Annotated in this window: 19 protein-coding genes; 4 read left to right on the forward strand and 15 right to left on the reverse strand. The window is 51.3% G+C overall.

Annotated features, from left to right (window positions below):
* Positions 1–30 precede the first annotated feature (30 nt).
* The 8 genes from GX117_07205 to GX117_07240 form a co-directional block, all read right to left on the reverse strand.
* On the reverse strand, positions 31–1,305 hold the full coding sequence (locus GX117_07205; GenBank protein ID NLO33125.1) for a DUF5011 domain-containing protein: 1,275 nt from the start codon (positions 1,303–1,305) through the stop codon (positions 31–33).
* Between the two features lie 15 nt (positions 1,306–1,320).
* Positions 1,321–2,115 carry a glycosyltransferase family 2 protein gene (locus GX117_07210; protein ID NLO33126.1) on the reverse strand — a complete coding sequence of 265 codons (795 nt, stop codon included), beginning with the start codon at positions 2,113–2,115 and terminating at the stop codon, positions 1,321–1,323.
* 378 nt (positions 2,116–2,493) lie between these two features.
* A complete protein-coding gene (locus GX117_07215) occupies positions 2,494–3,303 on the reverse strand; it encodes a ComEA family DNA-binding protein (protein ID NLO33127.1) in 810 nt (269 codons plus the stop codon).
* A gap of 63 nt (positions 3,304–3,366) precedes the next feature.
* Positions 3,367–5,268, reverse strand: a complete 1,902-nt coding sequence (locus GX117_07220; protein NLO33128.1) for a hypothetical protein — start codon at positions 5,266–5,268, stop codon at positions 3,367–3,369.
* A 25-nt stretch (positions 5,269–5,293) separates the two neighbouring features.
* A complete protein-coding gene (locus GX117_07225; protein NLO33129.1) occupies positions 5,294–5,977 on the reverse strand; it encodes a hypothetical protein in 684 nt (227 codons plus the stop codon).
* Between the two features lie 15 nt (positions 5,978–5,992).
* Complete coding sequence (locus GX117_07230; protein ID NLO33130.1) at positions 5,993–6,685, reverse strand: RNA polymerase sigma factor; 693 nt, start codon at positions 6,683–6,685, stop codon at positions 5,993–5,995.
* A gap of 191 nt (positions 6,686–6,876) precedes the next feature.
* On the reverse strand, positions 6,877–8,043 hold the full coding sequence (locus GX117_07235; GenBank protein ID NLO33131.1) for an exo-alpha-sialidase: 1,167 nt from the start codon (positions 8,041–8,043) through the stop codon (positions 6,877–6,879).
* Positions 8,044–8,139: 96 nt separating this feature from the next.
* Positions 8,140–10,035: an ABC-F family ATP-binding cassette domain-containing protein gene (locus GX117_07240; protein ID NLO33132.1), complete on the reverse strand. Its 1,896-nt coding sequence runs from the start codon at positions 10,033–10,035 to the stop codon at positions 8,140–8,142.
* Positions 10,036–10,214: 179 nt separating this feature from the next.
* On the opposite strand from GX117_07240, the gene GX117_07245 reads away from it, so the two are divergent.
* Both GX117_07245 and GX117_07250 read left to right on the forward strand, forming a co-directional pair.
* Positions 10,215–10,574, forward strand: coding sequence for a gamma-glutamylcyclotransferase (locus GX117_07245; protein NLO33133.1), 360 nt, complete (start codon positions 10,215–10,217; stop codon positions 10,572–10,574).
* A 161-nt stretch (positions 10,575–10,735) separates the two neighbouring features.
* A complete protein-coding gene (locus tag GX117_07250; GenBank protein ID NLO33134.1) occupies positions 10,736–12,403 on the forward strand; it encodes a hypothetical protein in 1,668 nt (555 codons plus the stop codon).
* A 15-nt stretch (positions 12,404–12,418) separates the two neighbouring features.
* Here GX117_07250 and GX117_07255 read toward each other — a convergent pair whose 3' ends face one another.
* Entirely contained in the window at positions 12,419–13,096 is a 678-nt protein-coding gene (locus GX117_07255; GenBank protein NLO33135.1) for an NAD(P)H-hydrate epimerase, read from the reverse strand.
* A 1-nt stretch (position 13,097) separates the two neighbouring features.
* Complete coding sequence (locus tag GX117_07260; GenBank protein ID NLO33136.1) at positions 13,098–14,558, reverse strand: DUF4139 domain-containing protein; 1,461 nt, start codon at positions 14,556–14,558, stop codon at positions 13,098–13,100.
* 351 nt (positions 14,559–14,909) lie between these two features.
* Here GX117_07260 and GX117_07265 point away from each other — a divergent pair, with 351 nt between their 5' ends.
* Positions 14,910–17,786, forward strand: a complete 2,877-nt coding sequence (locus tag GX117_07265) for a hypothetical protein (GenBank protein ID NLO33137.1) — start codon at positions 14,910–14,912, stop codon at positions 17,784–17,786.
* Between the two features lie 62 nt (positions 17,787–17,848).
* Here GX117_07265 and pyk read toward each other — a convergent pair whose 3' ends face one another.
* On the reverse strand, positions 17,849–19,276 hold the full coding sequence (gene pyk, locus GX117_07270) for a pyruvate kinase (protein NLO33138.1): 1,428 nt from the start codon (positions 19,274–19,276) through the stop codon (positions 17,849–17,851).
* 183 nt (positions 19,277–19,459) lie between these two features.
* Between pyk and GX117_07275 the strand changes: the two genes are divergently transcribed.
* Positions 19,460–19,825: a DUF1232 domain-containing protein gene (locus tag GX117_07275; GenBank protein ID NLO33139.1), complete on the forward strand. Its 366-nt coding sequence runs from the start codon at positions 19,460–19,462 to the stop codon at positions 19,823–19,825.
* Between the two features lie 33 nt (positions 19,826–19,858).
* On the opposite strand, the gene GX117_07280 is transcribed toward GX117_07275, so the two are convergent.
* The 4 genes from GX117_07280 to GX117_07295 all read right to left on the reverse strand — a co-directional run.
* Positions 19,859–21,565: a hypothetical protein gene (locus GX117_07280; protein NLO33140.1), complete on the reverse strand. Its 1,707-nt coding sequence runs from the start codon at positions 21,563–21,565 to the stop codon at positions 19,859–19,861.
* Positions 21,566–21,714: 149 nt separating this feature from the next.
* On the reverse strand, positions 21,715–22,071 hold the full coding sequence (locus GX117_07285) for an aspartate 1-decarboxylase (GenBank protein ID NLO33141.1): 357 nt from the start codon (positions 22,069–22,071) through the stop codon (positions 21,715–21,717).
* Between the two features lie 51 nt (positions 22,072–22,122).
* Positions 22,123–22,974, reverse strand: coding sequence for a pantoate--beta-alanine ligase (locus tag GX117_07290; GenBank protein ID NLO33142.1), 852 nt, complete (start codon positions 22,972–22,974; stop codon positions 22,123–22,125).
* Positions 22,971–23,311: 3-methyl-2-oxobutanoate hydroxymethyltransferase (locus GX117_07295; GenBank protein ID NLO33143.1), on the reverse strand; the 341-nt coding region annotated here is incomplete at its 5' end. The genes GX117_07295 and GX117_07290, both read right to left, overlap by 4 nt.

Here is a 23,311-nt window from a genome sequence, read left to right on the forward strand (position 1 = left end):
TACTGACCTCTCCGATACACAATTGCCCCTTTAGCGCTCTTTTTTCCCGCGGCGTCGATTCCCCGGTTTATAGGCTCTTTGTCGGATCAGATAGGTGCCTGCGGCTAGGGGAATTCCAACAAGTATTAGGGCAACAACCAAATATACGCGGAAGCCTTCTTGGGGCTCTTCTGTTGGCAGGTCTCTATTTTGAGAGCCTCTCATAGTCTTTGCCCTTGAACCCTGCCCGGGAATCATCTCTTCTTGTTTTCTTTTCGATTCCTCCGCATGGAGCAGCGCCGCTTCCTTTTTTTCCTCTCCTATATTACCGTCCCCTTCTGTTTCCGTGTCAGCCTGTTGTTCTCCTTCCGTATCGGTACTTCTTTCTTCCAGTTCGTCTTTAAAGGATTTTGGCCGTAACGCGGAGAGATCAGGCAGATCAAGTGCCCTATGTTGCTGTGCTTCTTCTGTGAGGGGTGCACTGGCTGCGTCTTGTTGATCCTGAAGGGCAGGTGTTGAGGGAGCGCTTTGTTGTATCGCCATAGGCAGCGGCGGCGCGGTAATTGAAGCAGGACGATCTCTTGCGGGCAGCGCTTCCTCTTCCTCCAGCACAATTACGTGCCGTGTGGCGGTGGCGTTTTGTTCACTCGTTCTTGAACTCACACTGTATTCGAGGGTGTACTCACCGGGAGTTTGCGTGTCCACAGAACCGGTGACCAAAACGTAGGCGGATATATCCTGTTTATCGTGATCGATTGCAGTATAGCCGGGTTCCTGCCACAGTGCATGGAGTTGTATTTCGAGGGGGTTCGCTCCCAGCAGCGTTAATTCCGGCGCCTGTGGTTCGGGACCTTCAACAAAGCTAATTGGAGGTGCCGCCCACAAAGGACCGTCACCAAGGCGATATTCGAGATTTCCCAAAAGTTCCTTATTGCCCCAAGCGCTTTCCGGCACAAGAACCGTATACGTAAATACACAGATTGGTCGAGGCGGGACGATCCACGCAAAGCCGAAGGGCGGCATGCTGTTCGGTTCCGGCGCCACAGCAGGTGTGGAATAAGCATCGCCTTGAAGGGATAAGAAGCGCCAGTCTTCGGGAAGATATTCTTCCAATCCGATAGCCCGTGCATTGTCCAGATCTGCACCTAGTATGGTGATGGTTATATCAAAGGGCTGCCCGGGATGGTAAAAGGATTCATGCTGACGGTAGACAGTCATTCCCGTTGAAATGGGTAGATCTTGCCCCCAAGACGACGTGGTCGAGACGGCTAGCAGGAAGACCAGTCCCACAAAGAAGGAATAGCAGCACTTTGACACGCTATTCATGATGGGCGGCTCTTTTCAAGAAGGACGATCATTTTCTTTTCCTGCCGGTTGGTCGTGTTCGTTGTCGGCGGGGCCGGGGTGAAACAGCTTGGACGTGAAGCGGGAGCGGAGCAAAGCGCTATAGATACGGGATGAATCGCGGAACTTACGAAAATGAGAACTTCGATTGCCCGGCTCGTAGAGCGTGGAGACCGATGCAGCCTGTAATTGATACCCGCGCCGAATCGCGTAAAGAATCATGAGCAGCTCGGTCTCGTAGCGTCCACAGGGAACGGCGTGGACGAAGTCTTGTGCAAAGCCCGGCGATAACAAGCGATAGCCGCATTGGGTATCGCTTAAAGGGCAGGCGAAAAATCGGTTCATGATCCACGCAGTCAGTCGATTCCCGAATCGGCTGCGCCACGGTGTTTTGGATTTGTCTAAATGGCGAGAACCGACCAGTAAATCGGCGACAGTTTCTTGGAAGACCGCAAACAAATGGGGCAGTTCGTGGGGATTATGCTGTCCGTCGGCGTCGAGCAAGGCAATGCACTTTAGGCCGGGCATGGCGATGGCACGGCGTATACCGGCATTCAGCGCATGTCCTTTACCTTTGTTATGAGGGAATCGAATGAGCGTAACAGCTTCGTTTTCGATGTCTTCCGTGCCGCCGTCCGTACTGCCATCATCGACAACTATGACCCTGTTCACATACTGGAAGCTTTCTTCCAGGACGGGACGGAGACGCGGCCCTGCATTGAAACAAGGGATTACCACCACAACACAGTTTCTGAGGTGGTCATCGGAACCGTGGGCATTTGTTTCATACATAACCGTGCTTTCCGGGTTGCACTTTCTTATCGGCACCGCGTCAGTGCGCGAACTAATGGTCGCTTATCATGGTAGCACGACCGTCTCCGTGTGACGTAATAGATGGCATGCGTTTTTCAAGAAGCCGATTTAAGGTTGAAATACGACCGGTTCAAAAAAAGAGGACATCACAGAGATCCTCCGTAGAATAGTTCTAGCAAAACACCCGAAGGAGTCCATAATGTCCTACCACTATTTTACACGAAATGGCCGTATAAAAGGAGAAACACTTACAACTGTCCGAGCGCCCCACCATCCACGACGATTGAGAACAGAGAAATCTTTGGTGAGCATCGAAGCTTTCGTGTGCGCTGTGGAGCGTACATGGAAGACCGGATTTTATTCCACCCTAATAAGAAGCCGCACGGCGTCGAATTTTTTCTCACCAATACCGGAGACTTCCATGAGATCTTCAATCTTTTGGAAAGGACATTGCTCGCGATAGGCAACAATTTTTTCTGCAGTCTTGGGACCGATGCCCGGCAATTGCTGTAATTCTGTGAGGGATGCCGTGTTCAGATCGATCAACCCATTTGTTTGCGTTACTTTAGGGGCTGCAGCGGCTTCTCCATAGGTTTCACTTGCCGCCGCCCCGGTTTGATGGTCTATAGGTAATCCCGGTGATTTTGCGGAGGGAGCTTGCCAGCCGCTGCGCGTATAAGATCTTGTATTCACGTTGTTGGATAAAGCGCTGCGCCGCATCGCAACCCCTTGATCTGTACCGCTTTTAATTTCCTGAAAGGGAATATATAAATCACTGCAATCTATTAAGGACGCGGCAATGTTGATATCACTCATGTCTGCGTCTTCGAGAAATCCGCCGGCTTTATTCAGGGCGGCTTGAACGCGCTGTCCCTCTTGGAATGTATAGGTGCCTGCCCGTCGTACTGCGCCGGCAACAGAGACTACCACAGAGGGACCGTTATGTACAGGTGTCGGTTCTATGAGGGATATCGCAAGGTTTACATCGGCGGCGGCGATAGGCGCAGCAACGACATCCCCGCTCTCAAGGAGAGGCTCTAAGTCTTCTATAGCGGTGAATACCTCATCCTCTATGGGGGAATTCCATCGGGTAAAGTACAGTCCTATACCGAGGACAAGCCCAAGCAAGACAAGACTCCCGGCGAGGACACAAATCTTTTTCCCCATATGCATTCCCTCCCTTTCCTATGGCTAAGGTTCTTTGCTTTTGTGTCAATCTGTGAGCCGCGCTCAATTCAAAATGACATCGCCGTTACGGCTTTCGAGGACTACCGTGTAGTTGCCTTCGTTGATGCGTCCGAAAAATTCCTGGACATCCTGGTTAATGGATCCTAAAAGCGGTAAGGCACTTTGCACGCGTCCGCCGCCGGTCCTAACCGTAATGGAAGCATCAGAATTTGGATTGATAAAGGCATTCAAATTCCCGTCCTCCACTAAGATGTCGTAGTTGCCTCGAACCGGTTCCAAAGATAAGAGACGTACATCTCCACCTTTACAATGTATGGAGACATCCCCTCCCGGGGCGTCTATATAGACCGGGCCTTCTGCCACATTCAAGACGAGATTGCCGTCCATGGATTCCACGACGGCAGCGCCGGAGCGTGTGTTGATCACGGCTGCTCCGCCACAGTTCTTGAGTGTTACTGCGCCGGTTTTATTGTCGATACGCAATTCGCCTTGACAGCTGTCCAGAATGATCTCTCCTTTTTTCTGGCTTAATTGGCATCCGTTGGTCATGTTGGTAATGGTTGTTATCCCTTCCTCGGCGGTGATGACCATAGGCATGCTATGCGGTGCTTGGACATCAAAGTCGACGCGATAGGATTCACAGCCCCAAGTTGCCATGGATCCGGCAACAAGGCTTTTCAAGGAGAGGAGCGACGCGTTTTGGTCGGTGTCCAAGTGCAGCGCCTCCAGCGCGCCCATACCCGCTGCCACCGAGGGCGCCCATACAACGCGTGTCGCCGCAAGGGAGAGCTCCGTCCCTTCAATGCCTTCAATATGGATATTGCCGGGTATGGCTTGCAGAACCATAGAATTGTCTTCAGAGATAGGAATGTTTTCTGTGACGAGGTCGGTAAAGGCTTTGAAGTCACTATGTGCAGGCAATGCACCTTCAAAGTTTTTGCCTTCCATGGCAATGGAGACATCGCTGAAAGCCGCGTTGATGAGGATGTGGTGATCTGCATCGGCATCAGATCGTTTGACCAGTAATTGCCTGCCCCGTTCTTGACGGGTAACTTCCACTTGCGATTCAAACTTCCCGTAGGAAAGGGTCGCATTGAGATCGGGGCGGGTCGTTGCGGGCAGCACAATCTGCACGTGCCCGTTGTCACTGGAAAGTATGATGGACGACTGGGGCGCGGGGCGTCGGAAGGTTACGGATCCTCGGAAATGCTGGACTGAAAGTTCGCCTTGGAAATCGCTGAAATCGGCATCGGCATTTTGCAGGGTAAAGACACCGCCTTGTTTTAAGCCGGCGGCGCGCACTTGGAAGGCTCCAATGACCTGAGCGCGGACGGTACCGCTGATTTGAGACAATTCCAAGTCGCCATATTGCACGCCTGCAGTGAGGGTTCCGGCTAGACCGGCGACATAGACATCACCAAAATAGTTTTCGACAGAGAGATTCGCATCGCGGGGCAACAAGACTTGATAGTTTACGGTCATGGACACCTTGCCGCCCCCTTTAATATCGGGCAGCTGTGAGCGGCACTCGAGAAAGTCGATTCCTTCTGTCACGTTGACGTCTATAAGTTCTGCCACTTGTTCTGCCGCCGCCCGCGTCTCTGCCCCGACCATAATGGAGGCGTTGATGCGTACCAGACGTTCGTTCCAGACATTGACGCGTATTTCACCAAATTCATTGGAAAGGAAAAGCATGGGCGTTGGGCCGACGGAGTATTGTTCGTCGAAGGTACGTTCTGCGACAACTACGGTGCTGTCCCCTTCAGAAAAGGATAAGCCCGATCCGATGATCTCGCCTGTGCGCCGCCCCAGATAATCCATGCCCCGTGCCAAATCTTCGATTCCGGTCTGGATGTTCTCGATGATTTGTGCGCCTGCTGTACACTCCATCACCAGCGCCAACAGTAAAAAAAAGAAAAGCCTTCTCCCGTGAATGTCTTTCATTTACTACTTCCTGTCATAAGGTCCCCTAAAGACTGCGGTCAAAATAGAGATCTCGCAAATCTTCCATCTGACGTTCAAGGCTTAAAACAAATACCTGATTCGCGCGATTATGCCCGGGATTACGTTGCAGCGCGGCTTGTGCCGCTTTCAAATCATTATCCAACAACTCAAGAGACCGCCGATATTCTTTTTTGCGCGGTGAGTCGAGTGCATCGTTTCTGATAGCAGGTGATGAGGAGAGCGCTTCCAGTGCAGCCGTATGCCGTAACAATTCTCCCGAATGATCCGTTCTTTTATAGGTAGGTAATGTCATGCTGAAAGCGGCTGTTTCGGATCGGATCACGGCGTCTTGCAGCGCTGTCCTAAAGTAAAGGGGCGTGATTAAAAGTAACGCCGCCGCACAGGCTGCGAATTGAAAGGCGCGGAAGTATTGTTTTTTCGGAGGCGGGGCACTGCGTCGGTTCAATTCACGGCGTGCTCGAAGAATGATTTCCTGTGTTAGGGCGCCGGATGGTGCGGGAGAAGAGGATAATTCCACCAGCTCAAGGGAGGTGCGCATGCGCCTGATTTCCCCGGCACAACGGGAGCAGGAAGCAATATGCGCTGCCAACAAGGACGAGACAGAGCCATTGGGATCAAGCAATGACTCTGCAAAGTCTACCAGTTGGCCTTGTGTCGGATGACCGATGCCCTTGTAATTGAGTCGCATAGGATGGGACTCCGTTTAATCTTGTAAATATTCCCGAAATCGTTCCAGATGAGGTCTTAGTCCCCGCTCTGCCCGTACAACGCGGGATTTAATGGTGCCTATGGGGCAGTCCGTAATTTCTGAAATTTCCTCGTACGACAAATCCATAAATCGGCGGAGCACAAAGGCTTCCCGATAATGTTCTGATAAATGTTGCAATGCCGCGTTAACGGCCTCTGATACTTCTCCCAATTCGAAGGCATGAACGACACAAGCCGTTTCATCTTCAATGGCGTCCATGGGAATATTGTCGTCATCTTCGCTGACTGCCGTATTGTTCCAGAAAGACAGGCTGAAAAACTTGGGGCGTGTACGGCGCTGTTCCCATTCCTTGTGTATCTTATTGGAGGCAATGGCGAAAAGATAGGATGCGAATTTGCCCTGCCTTTTGTAGCGGTCGGCGTTGTGGACGAGCGCCACGAATACTTCTTGTGTAATTTCTTCGGCAATATGCTTATTCCGTAACATCTGATAGGCATAGCCGAAGATACTGCGTTGATAGCGGTGAACCAGTTCTTCGAAAGCGGCTTCCGACCCCTTTTTGTGTTCTGCCATCAGGGCGTCGTCTTCAAGCTGCTGCAGTGCGGATGCGGTATCCGACACTTTCGCATCGGGCACGGCATTACTTTCCTGTGGCTTGATCCATGGCTCTGGTGTTTGGGCTGTCATGATACCTTCTTTTTATCGCTTTGATGCAATAACTATTCGTACAGGTACTGGGTATGCACTTATCCATCTTTCTGCATACACCCTATAGTGTAACAAAAACGCCGTCAAATTGCTAGCAGGAAGATATTTTGCAATGCTTCCGCTCTTTTCACGCTTCGGATTTTGCCGTGGCGACGCGAAAAAACAGATCATTACTCCGAATTTAAGGACAGGATGCTGCCCGCAATGTGGCGAATTCCATTGTCTTGATTAAAATAATAGACGACAAGATAGCGGCCGTCTGCCATGGCGGTGACCCACGGATAACCGAGGTCACTATTGCCGCCGTCTTCGCGCAAGACGATTTCCGTACTGTCTGCGAAATTCGTTGCTTCGGGATCTAATATGCGCGCTCTGATGCCGTAAGGCTTATGCCTGTACCCATAGACGAGCAAGATCCTGCCATCGGGCAGGCACGTGGCGCAGTGGGGATGTCCTTTGAATCCGGTATCTTCCCATGGTAAAAAGCTTTTGCCGCCATCTTCCGAGCGTGCCACGACGGTGTGGTCATCCAGGTATGCGGTACGCAAAAAGGCAATGAGCGTGCCTTTTTGTGTTTCGATCAACGCCGTTTCGTTGAAAGTAATTTCAGGGTCTGTTGCGATAGGGCAGCGGTAATCCCAAGTGCTTCCCCCATCGGGCGAAACCATCAAATGTACTTCCGTACGGCCGGATTCTGAGTCTGCCCGACACGCCACCGCCCAGTAGAGCAATCCGTCACGTCCTTCCCACATGGGCCCGCGATTATAGGCGGGACAAGGCTCTTTGAATAGGTTTTGTTCTGTTTTGCCCGGTACGGGCGGCGGTATGATGGGTCCGCTCCAGTGCTTTCCGCCATCTTCAGATTGAAGCAAATACCCGCCCATAAAAACAAAGCCGCCGTCATGGACGATGGTATCAATCTTTTCTGCCACTTCGGGCTGGATCCGTGCCCAACCATAGCTGCTGCAAAGCAGATTATTGTTTTTGAGTTGAATGAGACAGGGATCCTGAGAGCCGCCAAAGGGGTGGGCAAAGATCAATTCCGGTTCTGTGCTCCACGTTTCTCCATTGTCTTGCGACCGCACCAAAACGAGGTAACTATTGGGATCCGTATGATCGGTAGAGGCTTCACCGAGATAACGCCGTTCCGGGGCGCGTCGAAATGCGGTAATCAATTCTCCGTCGGGCCGCATTATGATGGAGGGAAAGGCGCTGTAAAAGCGTTCATCCTGATAAATGACGATGTCTTTTTCTTTGACCAATTCCTGTGCGATCACAGGGATTGTGCTTAAAAAAACAACAAGCAGACTCATACAAATTTGTTTTGGGATTGACATGTTTTTTCCTTATAGCTGCCTTTGCCGCGGAGAATAAACATTCGGCGTGTCAGATTGTTTTAGAAAAGGGATTGCTGTTCTTTCTCTCCCGTTACCTTATTCTTCCTGAAGTGCGGTCCATTCTTCATATAAAGATTCTACCGCTTGCTGAATCGTATCATACTCTTCTTTAAGCGACTGTGCAAGAGAAAAGTCGGCCGGATCAATTTCTGCGAAGCGGCTGTTTAAGGCTTCTATGGCGTCTTCTGCAGCCTCGATTTCTTTTTCCAGGGCTTCAACGCGTCGTTGTTTGCGTCGGTCTTCCCGTTCTTGGGCTTTTTTCTCTTCTCGGATAGCGCTCTGTTTTTGGCGGCGCTCCACGGTTTCTTCATCAACAATCCTGCGCTCTTCCAGACCTTGTTCCTTTTGGTATAAACGCCAATCGGAGAAGTTGCCGTAAAAGAGCTGCGCCTTACCCTCTTCAATGACCACAAGCCGTTCCGCCACCTTATCAATCAAGGTTCGGTCATGGCTGACGACGACCAGTGTACCTTCGTAGTCCTCCAAAGCTGATTCCAGCGCTTCCCGCGACGCCATATCCAGGTGGTTGGTCGGCTCATCAAGGAGCAGCAAGTTGGCATCAGAGGCGACCAATTTTGCTAAGGCGAGACGGCTGCGTTCACCACCGCTTAAGATGGAGGCGGCTTTAAATACTTCGTCGCCGGTGAATAGGAATCGGGCAAGATGGTTTCTGCACAGCTGTGCCGACCAATCGGGCCGAAACGCCTGCATTTCGCTGAGCAGATCCCGATCATTTTGCAGGCTTTCCTGATGCTGATCATAAAAAGCGGGCATCACGTTGGCGCCCATCCAAATGGTACCGCTCCATCCTTTGTGTTTGCCGATCAATTGCCGCAGCAAGGTTGTTTTTCCCGATCCGTTGGGTCCGATAATACCAAGCCTGTCGCCGCGATGGAGCGAAAAGGACAGACCGCTGTAGAGGCTTGATCCGTTGTAGCCCATACTCAGGTCTTGGGCGTTCAATACGATGTCTCCGCTCCGTTCCACGGCGCCCATCTGAAAAGAGGCGGCTCCCATTTCAGCGGGCGGTGCTTCCACGACCTCCAGTTTTTCCAAGCGCTTCAGCCTATTTTGAGCTTGCCGCGCCTTGGTGTTTTTATAACGGAAACGGTCAATCCATGCCATTTCCTTTTGGATAAAGGCATCTTGCCGCGAAAAGGCGCGTTGTTGCTGCTCACGGCGAAGCAGTTTCTCTTTTAACCAGCGATCATAATTGCCTGTAAAGCATAGGGCTTCGCCCCGTTCTAATTCGATCACACGACGGGCCAGGGTATTGACCATGCGCCGATCGTGTGAGATGAGTACGATGGCTTCGGGACGGTTACGCAAATGTTCTTCCAGCCATTCGCGCGCCTCCATATCCAGATGGTTTTCCGGTTCGTCGAGGAGCAGCAGATCGGCATCGCGCAACAAAGCAAGGGAAAGTAGGAGCCGTGCGCGCCAGCCGCCGCTTAAGGATTGGAAAGGCTTGGTAAATTCATCGGGATGAAAGCCCAGCCCGCAGAGTATTTGCCGGGTGCGCACGCGAAATTCATAACCGCCTTGTTGCGTGAAGAGATGCTGCAATTCTCCGTAGCGCGTCAACAATACCTCGTCCGAGTCCTGCGCAAGCCGATGCTCCAGTTCCTGCAGCACTTTTTCTTGTTCAAGCAAATCAGCAAAGGAATGTAAAGCAATTTCATAAATGCTTTGTTCGGGTGAGACTTCCGGTATTTGAGACAAGTAGACCGTCCGTATACGCCGCATACGCTCTACCACACCACCATCCGTTTCTGTTTCACCCGTAATTAAGCGAAACAGGGTCGTTTTACCCGTACCGTTGCGTCCGATCAGTGCGATCCGTTCTCCGTTTTCTATGCGGAAGTTGACATTATCCAGGAGTCTTTCCCCGGAATAGCTTTTACAGACATTTTCCAGTCGTATGAGACTCATATCAAAAATAAGTATCCGATTTTCGGTTAAAATTCGTATTATAAAACAGGGATTCGATGCATAGTGTCTGTAGGCGATGTGACACTATCGAAGTTCAATGGTATAATAGTTAGAAATGCAGTTGCAGTCAAATCATTGGGTAGTTGCACCCAATGATTATAACCTTGAGGGGACTTTGAATGCACAAAGTATTTGTTTATGGAACGCTCAAACGAGGACAGAGGGCAGAGCTGAGTCAATGGGGCAACGCTGCATTTATTGGAGACGGTGAGACCCAAGATAAATATACAATGTATGACGGCGGCTTTCCGACGGTGTCCATGGATACGCCAACCGGTACAATCAAGGGTGAAGTGTGGGAAATCGATGATGAAGTACTTAGACATATAGATCGCTATGAAGGTGTTGGTGTGCTCTTTGACAGGTTCCGCGTCAAAGTACTTATAGATGGCGAAGTGATGGAGTGCTTTATGTATGCGGCTCACGACCGTGAGTATTTGGATGGTTTGCAAGTACTTGAGAGTGGCTGTTGGCGTTAATAACATAAAGAACTGCAATCCTTCACAGCATTTTAATTCTTGAAGTAGTAGATCCGATACAAATATGTGTAAAATAGTAGTAGAAACTATAATAGTGATTCTCGATGTTACTCCCAAGAATGTTGGCTTTAAGCCGCTTCAAAACTCAGGAGGTAGATTTTATGTCATCTAAAAAACAACTTGGGCTGCTCAGTCTCTGTATCCTTTCCGTGCTGTTCCTTGCCGGCTGCGATGTAGATGCCATTTGGGTGAGCCGCGCCGAACTTAATTTCGAACGTGATACGAACCCCATGTATTTTGATGTGGCGAATGCCAGTACCGAACTGGGTACGATAGACATCCATGTGAAACCGAACAAAAATTGGATCTTGGTTTCGCCGGACGTTGTTCCAAGCGAAGCGCCTAGGGGCGGGAGCCTGGTCGGAAACAAGATTGAAGTGCGTATTGATCGCAGCCTCATTACCAAAGAAGGAGAAAATGAAGGCAACATTACCTTGTCTGCCCCAGGCGTAAAGTCTGTTTCTATCCGTGTCAAGGTGGTGCAGGATCGCCTTGTAGAGCGGCTGGATAAACTAAATATCCAAACGCCGGTGGTGACCTATAGTTCACCCTATTTGGTGGAGTTGGCTTTTTCCTTGCGTGATGGAACAAACCGATCCGTTACGGGAGAACCCGCCCAGTTCCAAGTCTATGGCTGGGAGGATGATCTGGCTGTAGGACCTTCCCACGGCTTGCTCATGCAGCGTGGCGCGGCACGGCAATTATGGATGGAAGTCATTCTGGATTATAGTGCCTATATGCGCAATCTTCCCAACGCCATTGATGAGATGGAAAATGCGGTCACCGACATGTTGCTTCCCGAATTAAACGAAGACGTATTTGTCGGGGTGAGCGGCTTTTATCGGGATAACCTGAGCTCCTCGCTGCTGATTCCCTTTACCATGAATCACGCCTATGTGGCCGATAAAATAAAAAAAATCAGGGCGGAACAGTTTAGTGGTTGGGCATCCGGATCACGGGTATATGATGCGCTGGCGTCTTCCTTGTCTCGCTTCAGTGCGTTGGAATCCAATGCCACCGACGAAAAATATATCGTCTTATTCTGCAATGGAATCGACACATCCAGTCTTGTAAGTGCGCCGAGCATTATTAGTTCTGCCAAAAAACTCGGCGTACGTATCGTTGTTATTACCTTCGGCGATACTATGGAAGCCGCCGACTTGATAACAGTTGCCTTGGGCACGGGAGGCCGCGCTATTTCCGCAGCTTCCATCGAAGAGCTTCATTATTCCTTCCAACGTGTGGTGGAAGATCTCAGCGGTCAGTATGTCATTCGGTGGGCAAGCCTGCGCCGGGACAATAAAAACGTGACACCCTCTATTAAACTGATCTATGGCAATACGGAAGCGAGCTGGCGCGCCGACAAATCGTTCCGTGCCCTCAGCTATGCCGGTGACCCGCTGCAAGGCAAGGTGGTGCTGATGCAGTCCGATACGCCGGATAATTCCACCGTATTTTTACGGGCTGCCTATGTGCCCAACGGCATTGAAGATTTACGTTTGCACGTACAGAGCGCTTACCCCTTTACGACTTCGGTGGTCAGCGCCTCGAATGATGGCTTGTTGGCAAATTGGACCATGGATATTGAGGATGACGGCGAAGACGGACAATGGATTACCTTGTCCGGTTCGCAGCCCCTGCCTTTTGCCTCCTTTGGCGCCATGTTACGCTTTGATTTTGATGAAGCTGTGGACGATCCGTTCACCCTTTTTGAAATAGATGAGTCTATTTATTTTGACGGACAGGATTTTATTCTCGTTAATTACTGACAATTACGCTGAGGGTTAACGGCTTGGCGCCGGTTTACACCGTGCCCAAGCCTCATCATCAGAGCAGCAATCAGGAATACCGATGTCTGCCACGACCAATTTTCCTAAATTGGCGCGTGCTTCCGGAGCAGCAAAACCTTGCTTGGCAAAGGCAAAGGTCACGGTAAGATTAGCGCGAATGCAGCGCCCGCAGGATTGCCCTGTATCAGAATCCATGCCGGAGGGCAGATCGACAGCGATCGTGTAGACGGAGGGCCATGCGGCGATAGCAGCGCGAACAGGGCCGTGAAGGCTGCCCTTGATACCGGTGCCTAAAAGAGCATCGACGAGTACCGCGCAGTCCGACAGTGCCGTCACGGCTTGGATTGCTTCCTCTTCTGTAGCAGCGCTGATCAGGGAGCCGCCGATATTTTGGTACAAGCGCATAAAGACAGCAGCATCGCCCCTGACGGCATCAGGTTCCGCTGTCAGCACCACTCGGGTTTCAAATCCGGCTAAGAGGGCCAGCCGCGCGACCACAAAGCCGTCGCCTCCGTTGTTGCCTTTACCGCAAACCACGCCTACAGGTCCGCGGGTGATGTGGTTGAAGACTGCTGTGCCCGCATTGTTCATCAATACGACGCCGGGCATGCCCAAGTCTTCAATACAGCGGCGGTCGGCTTCGCGCATTTGTGCAGTGGTCAATTGTTTCATCTTAAAAAATTATATTCTTTACTCGGTACGTGAGAATTGCTTCGCTATCTGCATCGACGGCTAATGTATAGACGATCGTCTGTGCATCTCTTTTTACGTGGGCTGCAGATTCTTCGATGATCTCCCAATTAGCGTTGGGCATGGGCTCAATCAAATCTACGGTAATGGGCGTGTCTTTGCGATTGCGCACTGAAATGGTAAAGGCTGTTTCAGTCCTTGGTCCAAGCGATTGCCACTCAGTCTGTACGCGGTCGGCTACTACATCAAATGCTCTGCCCATAATCAAACGGACATTTTCATTTTTCGGGATATGTTGGATGCGATCCTCGCCGGAAAATTGGAGCATACCCGACTTGTCCGCTTGATACACACGCAAGACACCTGCGGGCAAGGGAATACCGAGTCCATTATCTTCAGAATTTTTAAACTTCAAGACCACATCAGCATGTAGATTCTGCTGTTGTTTCCGCTGAGGGCTGTAATTTGTCGTACTGCCTCGGAATTGATACTCTTTTTCAACGGTAATATTACTGCCGCGGAGCAGGCTTACTTGCTTCGTTTGATTTTCCGCTATGGTTGTGCGCCGCTCCAAGGTATAAAGGTGGTATTCCGAAAAGGCCTCTTCCTCCATCATGGGTGCTGCGCCCGCCATCGCCATATCCGCCATGACTTGTTTCGATTGCATGCGATATTGCGGGGAAGCCACGTTCACATCACCGGCGACCAACTTCAATTGGGCGTCTTGATAAGTAGTTCCTGACTGATTGTTAAGGGTCACCCAGCCCTCAAGATCAATAAGCGTTTCTTCACGATTCATAGTAAGTACATAATCGGCCTGCCAATTGATGTCGTTTGTCATGTAACTGACTTCTACTTCATGATCCGTGCCTTGGTTGTCCAGCAACCAGACCAAGGTTGGTTTGGCGAATAATTCGGAGGGGATTTCGGGCAGTACCACATAGCCCGGATGACCGAGATAGATCTTATTCTCCACTTTATATACGGGACCGTTATTGACGCTGAGCAAGGTTGCCGGCTGTTCATAAAAATCGTAATCGGTGTTTTTGTTCACGAGCAACACTTCTTTGCCCACATACTTTTCCATCAATTTATCCGGGCTCATCAGATCGTATTCATAGTTCTGTTCGAGAATATGGAGTGCCCCTGAATCGTTCAATGAACGGAGATTCACCGTTTCCGGAATAATGGCTGAGGCTACATCCATGAAGCGCAAGGGATGTTCTCCGGGCAGCATTTTCAGGGCGCGGCGATCGCGTACCAAAGCACGGTTGCTGTTATAAACGGTCACTGCTACATCAGTCTGATCGGCTTGGGTCGATTGCGCGCTTTGAAGCCTCTCTTCTACGGGATCTTCCAGTTTTTTAAGAAGGGGTTCCTGACCGTAGGCGGGCACTAAAAAAAGTGTCAGCAGAACAACAGACAGCAGGCGGGATGTTTTCATGGTGTGGCTCCTTTTGTAGATTCAAGCACTACGAATAGTGTGGCATACTCCGTTGAGAAAACACAACCAATAAGGCGGCTATTCCATGGAAGTTTATAAAGCCGAGACGACCAATAAATTTCGAAGCGGCCTAGATTTTTTGAAGAAAAGAGGTGGTTTATACAGCTGTCTTTCCCCTATACTTTGTCTTACGTACTTGAAGAAGTATGCTTCACTTCCGTCTAAGCCTGAAGGATTGTTTTTATGAATACTACTGCTGTTTCTTTTGTTTGCACCCTGCTTTTCTCCCTCTTGATTGTCTTTGGCGCCGCCCCTCTTTACGCTGTTGATGCCGCGGAGGTCGTTCCCGAATTGGTGTATTCGGGCGAGTTGCTCCGCTATCCCGGGCCCTATGGCTTTTTGCTCAACCGCCAACATATTATTCTGGTGAATGATGAGCAATTGCGGACACTGACGGACCCCGATGCGAAAGTAGATTTAAGCTTGACCTACGACAAGCGAGTTGAAAGTTTGCGTGAGATTTGTGAGCGTGCCCAAGCCGCGGGACAACGGACGTTGATCTTTGCCTTCGATGGCTTTTTTTCCCAATACAGGGAAGGCGGTCTCAAAGAGCCGCGCCAACTAACGCCGGACCGTGACGCTTACATAGAACATATTGGCGTGATCAGCCGCTTCGCACAGGGCTATGGTTTAGGCTTGGAACTGAGTCTCCTCTCTCCTCTGGAAATCGGGCCCGGATACCATGAAGCGACAGGTGAATCTGGGCGGTGGATGCATGTACGCAAAGGGTTGCGCGATCCGGAAACAGGCGCTTATAGCGTGTCCCTCTGGCGGCAGCAGCGCTGGGGCAACAATAAAGGTGTCGTTGAAGTGAAGGATGATGGTGTGCGCGTCTTTGCCTTTCGAGAACGCCCTATTGGCGGTACACCCTACCGCGTCGTGCGGCCTGAAGACATTGTCGATATCAGCGATACAGCGTCCGTTGAGGTCTTTGAGGGACTGCAAAATAATAGCGGTGATTATGGGGCAGTGCGCGTACGCGTGCATGGAAGCGGCGGCGCTGAGGGACTGGATCGGGTCTGTGTCGTGCAGCTGTACCGTACGCCGGAAATGGATTATTTTAGCGATTCGGCGCTGCCCTATCTCACTGAACTCGGCGACCGCTATAGTGCGGCTGGTGTTCTGTTGAACGGTCTTTACAGTGATGAAATGCACATCCAACAAGATTGGAATTATTTTGGACATCATGATCACGGACAATTTGCGCTGCGCTATGTGAGCCCGGGTTTCGAAAAGCGATTCGCGCAACGCTATGGTGAAGCCTATCAAGATTTTGCAAAGTATATGATCTACTTTGTCAATGGTCAGGAAGATACGGTTAACAATTTAACGGCCACCATGGATGTGATGCACGTATTCGGATCATCACCGCAGGATATACGGCGCACCGCGTTGATGCGTTCCAATTATTACCGAATGCTGCAAAATGGGGTGGTCGATCTTTTCGCTGCCGCCAAAGAACATGTTGAAGGATTGATGGGACATCGTCTGGAGGCACGGGCTCATGCGACGTGGGCGGAAAGCCCAACCATTGATCATTGGTATGTGGAACGGCAAAACCGGCCGCAACAGCAATACGAATATACGCCGAATTTTGTATGGTCTTGTACGGTCCATCAAGCCGCCTCCGCTTGTCATGATTATTTTAAATGGAACGACTTCCTCACGGGCGGCGGCAACGATCATCCCGAAGGAGGATGGCTGGACCGTAATTACTACGCCCTCGCCCTTGCCTGTTCCACGGGCATTCTCAATCCCATTCCCTACGCCTATTGTGCGCACTGGGGGATGCCCGGCGCTATCAGTCATCTGCGCAATGCCTTGGTCAATACCTTCGGCGCTTTTAGCTCGGCTCACTTCAGCATGGTTCAGGATATGGAGCATCGCGATGTGGAAATGCTCATGCTCTATCCTCTTGATCTGGTGTCGGTCAATGACCGCTTCGGCAGTTGGATGACCCAATACGGCTACACGAATTATGTGACCCAAGAAAAACTCCTTGAGATGGGGCGGGTAGAAGATGGCGCTATACTGTTGGGCGGACGCCGTTTCACCACCCTTGCCGCCCTCTTTGAACCTTTCCCAGAAGAAGCCTTGCTTGCGATGATGCACGATTTAGCAGAGCAGGGCGGGCAAGTGATCTGGTCGGGACCGCCGCCGTTGATTAACAGGGCGGGCGATTCCATTCTTGAAAAATGGGAGACGCTCACCGGTACCACCTACACGCCTACGGAAGAAGACGGGCTTTTGCTGCCGGGACGAAATATCCGTTTCTCGGGGACCTTGGCGTCTGTTCCCGATATGCCCATCTTGACCTCTTTCTTGGTGGATCGGGTGTATCCCGTGACAGCGGCGGCGGATACGGAAGTGGTCGCTCAGGTGGAAGAGCATACGGTGGGTACCCTTCGAAGTCTTGGCGCGGGTACCGTGACGACTTTGGGCTTTCGCCCTCGCGACGATCAATCGAAAAGTCTAGGCTATGAAATGCGCCATTGGTTTGAAATCGCTGTCGCACTCGGTGTCTATCCGCCAACGGGCGTTTTCCCGGGCGTCAACGACAATACAGAATATCTATCCCGAACTACGGACTACCTCTGTTGCCGTTTCCCCAATAAGACGGTGGCCGTTGCGCCCCATCTTCACGCTTTAAAAGAGGATTGGCCCGGCGGTTTCGCGCGCAAACAGGAAGAGGATGAAGCGCTGATAAAGACTCTTGATCTGCCTGACGGACGCATTCACTTGGAAGACTTCAAGGTGAATGGAAAGAAAGTTTCATACGACGGCAATCATGCGCTGAGTTTTCGTGTCAATGACGAGGGCGCGCTCATCGCCTTTACAGGATGTCATAGCCAATCCATCACGGTGGACGGGATCACCACCACCTTTGCCGATCAGGCCATGCCGCTCATTGCTTGGGCTCCGGTTCGCGAAGACCGAACGATTCCCGGCGGTGCCGTGCTGAGTCTGTTCTATCATGGTTCCGGTACCTTGCGCATTCCGGTCCCGGAATTGGGTACGGCGACGCAAGTGGAGGTATGCGCACAGGGCGCACACCCGGGCAGCCGCGGCGCTGTGCTTGATGCTCGTCTGGAAGCGGGGATCCTGATCCTTGACGCGGTGCCTGCCTACGCAGGGCGTTGGATTTATGTCATGGCGAGCGCGTCTTAAATCGAATCAGAGGCGAACATGCGTTGCGTAGTGGTGACGCCGTTGGTCTCCGCCCCGGATCATTACGCGTTGGGCAAAATAATTTCGACGCTGTGATTTGCGTCGGGATGCTCACGGGACGGTCCGCGGACGAGTACCGCCATACCATCGGCAGGAAGCCCGTTCTTGCGCATCCAGTCATGAATAAAGCTTTTCCAATCGCCGGATCGTTCTTCTTCGCAGCAACCATGGACACCGTAAGAGAATTGCAGATCACGGCATACTTTTTCGTCGCGGCTAAAGGCGACAATCCACAACGGAAGTTTGAAGCGCGATACCATCCTTGCCGTATGACCTGAGGCGGTGGGCACGATAACTGCCGCAGGTTCAAGGCTGTCCACAATATGATTGATATTCCGTGACATGTAGTCAGTCAAATTATCGTCGTCCGCTTTCTCATAATTGGCGTTGGCTTCCCAAGCCGTTTCTGAGGGGCGGTAGGGCTCGGTGCCCGCAGCAATGCTGCAAAGCATTTCCACAGATTCTACAGGATAGCTGCCTAAGGCGGATTCCTCGGAGAGCATGACCGCGTCGGTACCGTCTAGGATAGCGTTCGCCACATCGGTGACTTCTGCGCGCGTCGGCCGACGGCGGTCCACCATGGATTCCAACATATGGGTGGCAGTGATGACCGGTTTGCCGGCGCGGTTCGCGCGATGGGTCAATTGTTTTTGCACGATAGCGATGCGTTCCAAGGGGATTTCCACGCCCAAGTCGCCGCGGGCAATCATAATCCCGTCCGCTGCATCAATAATGCTGTCCACATGATCCAGCGCTTGGGTGCGCTCTATTTTCGCAATGATAAAAGGGTTCTTCCCCATTTGGGCAGCTGTGTTACGCAAGAGATGGATGTCTGACGCGCACGCCACAAAGGATTGGCTCACGGCATCAACTCCTTTGCTCAAGGCGAATCGCAGGCATTCATGATCCCTGTCTGTGAAGGTACTGATACCCAGATCAATACCCGGCAGGTTCACTCCTTTTTTGGAAAGAAGATCGCCGCCTACAAGAACGGTACAGCGGACATCAGTCTTCATAATCTCGCACACTTCCAGATGGATGATGCCGTCGTTGAGGAAGAGCTGATCACCCACCTTGACGCTGTCGGGCAGCGTGGGCAGGCTCACATAAGCGCGTTTTTCATCGCCTACGATTTCTTCTGTTGTCAGGGTAAAATCGTCGCCTTGTTTCAAGTGTATCGCTTCGTTTTCCAACAAGCCAATACGAATTTTGGGCCCGGGTAAATCCGCCATAATGGCAAGGCGTCTGCCTTCTTGCTGCGATACAGTGCGAAGCCGATCAATAATCTTTTCGTGCCATTCAAAAGCACCGTGTGAAAAGTTCAGCCGGGCAACATTCATGCCTGCACGTAAAAGTCCTGCCATACTATGGGACGATTCGGAAGCGGGACCGATGGTACATACAATTTTAGTTTTATTTCGGGTAAACAGGGCTGTATTCCTTTTGAGCTATGAAAACATGGGGTATATAATGGAGAAACGCTACCCTATCATTATAGAGGATTAGTATCGAAAATTTGCAGTACTATTGTTTTGTGAAAGAGGGAGCACTTTAAGTGTGAATCTGCAATCTCTAAAATACACTTGATACGAGGGAACAGAAGGAGATGTCCCATGAATCAGAAATACGAAAAGCATTATTCAGAGGAATCTTTTTTTAATAAAATAATACGCTACGCTAAATCAGCGGGGATTAAGGTGATTTATGTCGCTTTGCTTTTATACTACACCCTGAAAAAACCTTCAACGCCTCCATGGGCAAAGACTGCAATAATAGGGGCATTAGGTTACTTTATTTTTCCCATAGATCTTATCCCTGATATTTTACCGGGAGTTGGATATGTAGACGATCTCAGCGTTATGGCGGCCGCTCTTGCTACTGTTGCAGCCTATATTGATGATGAGGTGAGGGAGCAAGCAAAAGAGAAACTTAAGGATTGGTTTGGCGACTTTGACGAAAAGAAAATTGAAGGGTATTAATCGAAACTTTTTTGTCGGATTCAGAAAAAGGTTTCAGCTGCCTTGTTGCAGCGCCCATAAAATCAGACCTTGATGCACCATGGGATCAGGGCCTTTTAAATAGAGGGAACCCACGGGATATCCGCACACGACATGGTTCCGGCGGTGTGCGAAAAAGCGCCGCTCACCAAGTGTTAAGGCATAGTCATCGCCAGCGCCGAGATGGGCCAGCTCTTCTGCGCCTACCGGGCAGTCTTCCACAAATACGGTTGGTTGGGCGATGCCGGAGGCAAGGCCAGTTGCCCTGTTGTTTTTCAACGCCGGCGCTTCGGGGAAATCCTCAATGATCAAGAGGGGCAGTGTGTCAATTTTTTTGCGCGCCGAAGAGGGCAACAGGTTGCGCGGCGAGAACGCCATGTAGAAGGCTCGGTATCCGCTGAGATCTTCATCAAGATTGTCTTCATTAATAATCCGCACAGGGATCTTGGCGTCAACGAGTAATTTATAGACGCCGAACTGAGCATCATGAAGCCATTCCGTATCTTCACGGTAGAGGTAGTTCGCCCATTTTGAAAAAAAGAGAAGAACGGTTTCCTTGCGTTCGGAGATTAGAGGAGGACGCCACTGTTCACGCCAGAGCTGCAGCAATTCGCGAAGCTCAGGTTGTGCTGAGGGCGACGCCGACAAATACGAGCGGTTGGCAATCTTGAGTCCTGCGCCTGCTTGTGCTGCGGACTGTCCTATGGCAAGCAGTTGGGACAGTGTATAGCCGAGCGTCTCGAGTGTGGCGGCTCCGTCAAACTCGAAGACTACGGGCAGCCCGGTGATTCGTTGAAAGGCCGCCACGCTTGCCGCTGCGACCCAGCCGGGATCTTGTGCGTGCCAAAAGAAATCGTAGGAATGAACCACTTGTGCTGCGCCGCGGGTTAAGCCAAAATAATCTAAGTTCGCCATGGCTGCGCTTTCACGGCGGTAGCTTTCGCCGAGGGGAGCGGAAATGCGCGCGTCGGGATCGCCGGCTTTCAGTGCTTCCTCAAAGCGCTGCAGTGCTGTGTGCCAACAATATTCGCGAAAGGCGATAACCGCCATTGTGACAGGGCTCGTATCGGGCAGCCCGGCCGTGGGTTCCGGTTCGGGCGGATAATCGGGTAAGGGGTGATCACCTGCTGCCTCTGCCAGCCATGCCGGTCGGGGCGCTGCGATCACCTCGCGCCACGCCTTCAGTGTGGCGGGGTCATAATGCCACCAGTGCCCATATTTCAATTCCCCATGAATGCCGATGAAAGCGTTGTATAAGACATTGCGATTGCGGCAGCATTTTGCGATTTCTGTGCATAAGGGCGCGTAGTGTTCCCAAAAACGCGCGTCCATGAGGGAGGGGATGGCATACTCAATTTCTTTTCCATCCACATCCATCCACCGATCGCCCTCGTACCAATCGGGGATCATCTTCGGATAATAGCTGTTGATGCGCAGCCGCATACCGAGCCCAAGCTTTTCACAAGAGTGGATCCGTTCTTCAAGCCACCTTAGATCATAACGGCCGGGCTCCGTTTCCAGCAGATACCAGGGCACACTCAGTTCCACACGGGTAAAACCCAAGTCTGCAAGTTCTTTCACCCACGTATTAAAGAGAAGGGGCTCCAGCGCCGGTTCTGTCCAATCCCAAATATCGAAAGAGTATTCTGCTTCTTCCGCCGCTTGAAGAGAAAGCATCGAAACAAAGCATAGGAGCATGACAGGGATAACGAATCGGAACATGGTAAACCTTTATTGTTCGGCCTTGGCATGAGCGAAGAGGCAGGGTGTTGATAGGGGACAGGTGGGTTAAAGCGCGCGCTTGGGATTAGCGGGGGCGCAGCTCTTTTGCGCCAACGCGGCTAGGCTTCCGCAAAGGGCGTATGGCTTTATCAGTCAATGCTTGTAATGTGATTGTTGTGGTCAACATGAACCATGACAGGCTTATGCTGTGCTGCTTCGGCGGCGTCTATCTGCCCGTAGGTGATGGCAATAATCAAGTCGCCTGCTTGACCCAAGCGTGCTGCGGCACCATTGAGACATACCGTTCCGCTGCCTCGTTCCCCTTTAATAATATAGGTAACAAAACGATCGCCCGTATTGATATTCAGTACATGAATCTGTTCATATTCATGCATTTGTGCCGCATCCATAAGGTCTTCGTCCAAGGTCAGGCTTCCCTGATAGTTCAGGTTTGCCTCGGTCACCGTGGCGCGGTGTACTTTACTTTTCATCATGGTTAACAGCATTTGACCTTATACTCCTTTTACGGCTCCAAACAGAACCGGACATCTATCCTTTCAAACAGCGGTTTCTGTCGGATCAAATTTAATATTATCGATTAATCGCGCTGTCGGTAATTGTGCCGCCACGGCGAGGAGAATGGGGCGCGCTATTTGTTCTACCGGGCCCATTGTATCGGCATCCACCAACATCACATATTCCATATTCACCGGTGCCATGGCCGCTTTAACGGCGTCAATGAGCACTTCCACGCTGCGCTCGCCTCGGCGCAACCGTTCTTCCGCATCAAAGAGCGCACGAGACAAACATAATGCATTGCTGCGGTCTGCTGCGCTTAGATAAGCGTTGCGCGAGCTCATGGCGAGGCCGTCCGCTTCACGGACAATGGGCATTTCCTTAATTTCGATACCCATATCCAAATCGCGAACCATCCGTTTTATAACAGCGCATTGCTGGGCATCTTTCTGCCCGAAATAGGCACGATGGGGTTGCACAGCGTTGAATAGTTTGGTTACCACTGTTGCCACGCCTCGAAAAAAATGGGGTCGGCTCGCGCCGCATAAACCCTCGCTTACTTGATTGACTTCCACAAAGGTGGCGTAGTCTTCAGGATACATCACAGCGGCAGTGGGCAAGTATACCGCTTGTACGCCGTATGTTTCCAATTGTCGCAGGTCATCTTCCAAGCTTCGGGGATAGGCGTCAAAATCTTCATGAGGCGCGAATTGGGTCGGATTCACAAAAATACTCGCCACAGCACAATCATTTTGCGCGGCTGCTGCCTCGACCAAACTGAGGTGTCCCGCGTGCAGTGCGCCCATGGTCGGCACAAATCCGATACTTCGCCCTGCACAGCGCTGCGTTTCTGACCACGCGCGCATAGCTCTTGGATCGCGCCATTGCATCATTTGTAGCCGTGCTCCTCAGCGGGGAAACTGCCCTCTTTGACTTCACGTATATAGGAAGCGAAAGCACTTCGCATGACGGTACGCATGTCGGCAAAGGTTTTTGCAAAGCGTGTCTTGCCCCAACCCAAGATGTCATGGGATACGAGTACCTGTCCGTCACAGCCTGCTCCGGCGCCGATACCGATGGTCGGGATGGCGAGGCTTTCGGAAATTTGTGTGGCTAATTCTGAGGGGATACATTCCAAAACGATGGCGAAGCAACCGGCGCCTTGGAGTTCCAGCGCTTCATTGCGCAGCCGACGCGCTTGCTGTTCACCACGACCCTGCACTTTATAGC

It is taken from the genome of Candidatus Hydrogenedentota bacterium, from assembly GCA_012523015.1.
In the GTDB taxonomy this organism is placed as follows: domain Bacteria; phylum Hydrogenedentota; class Hydrogenedentia; order Hydrogenedentales; family CAITNO01; genus JAAYBJ01.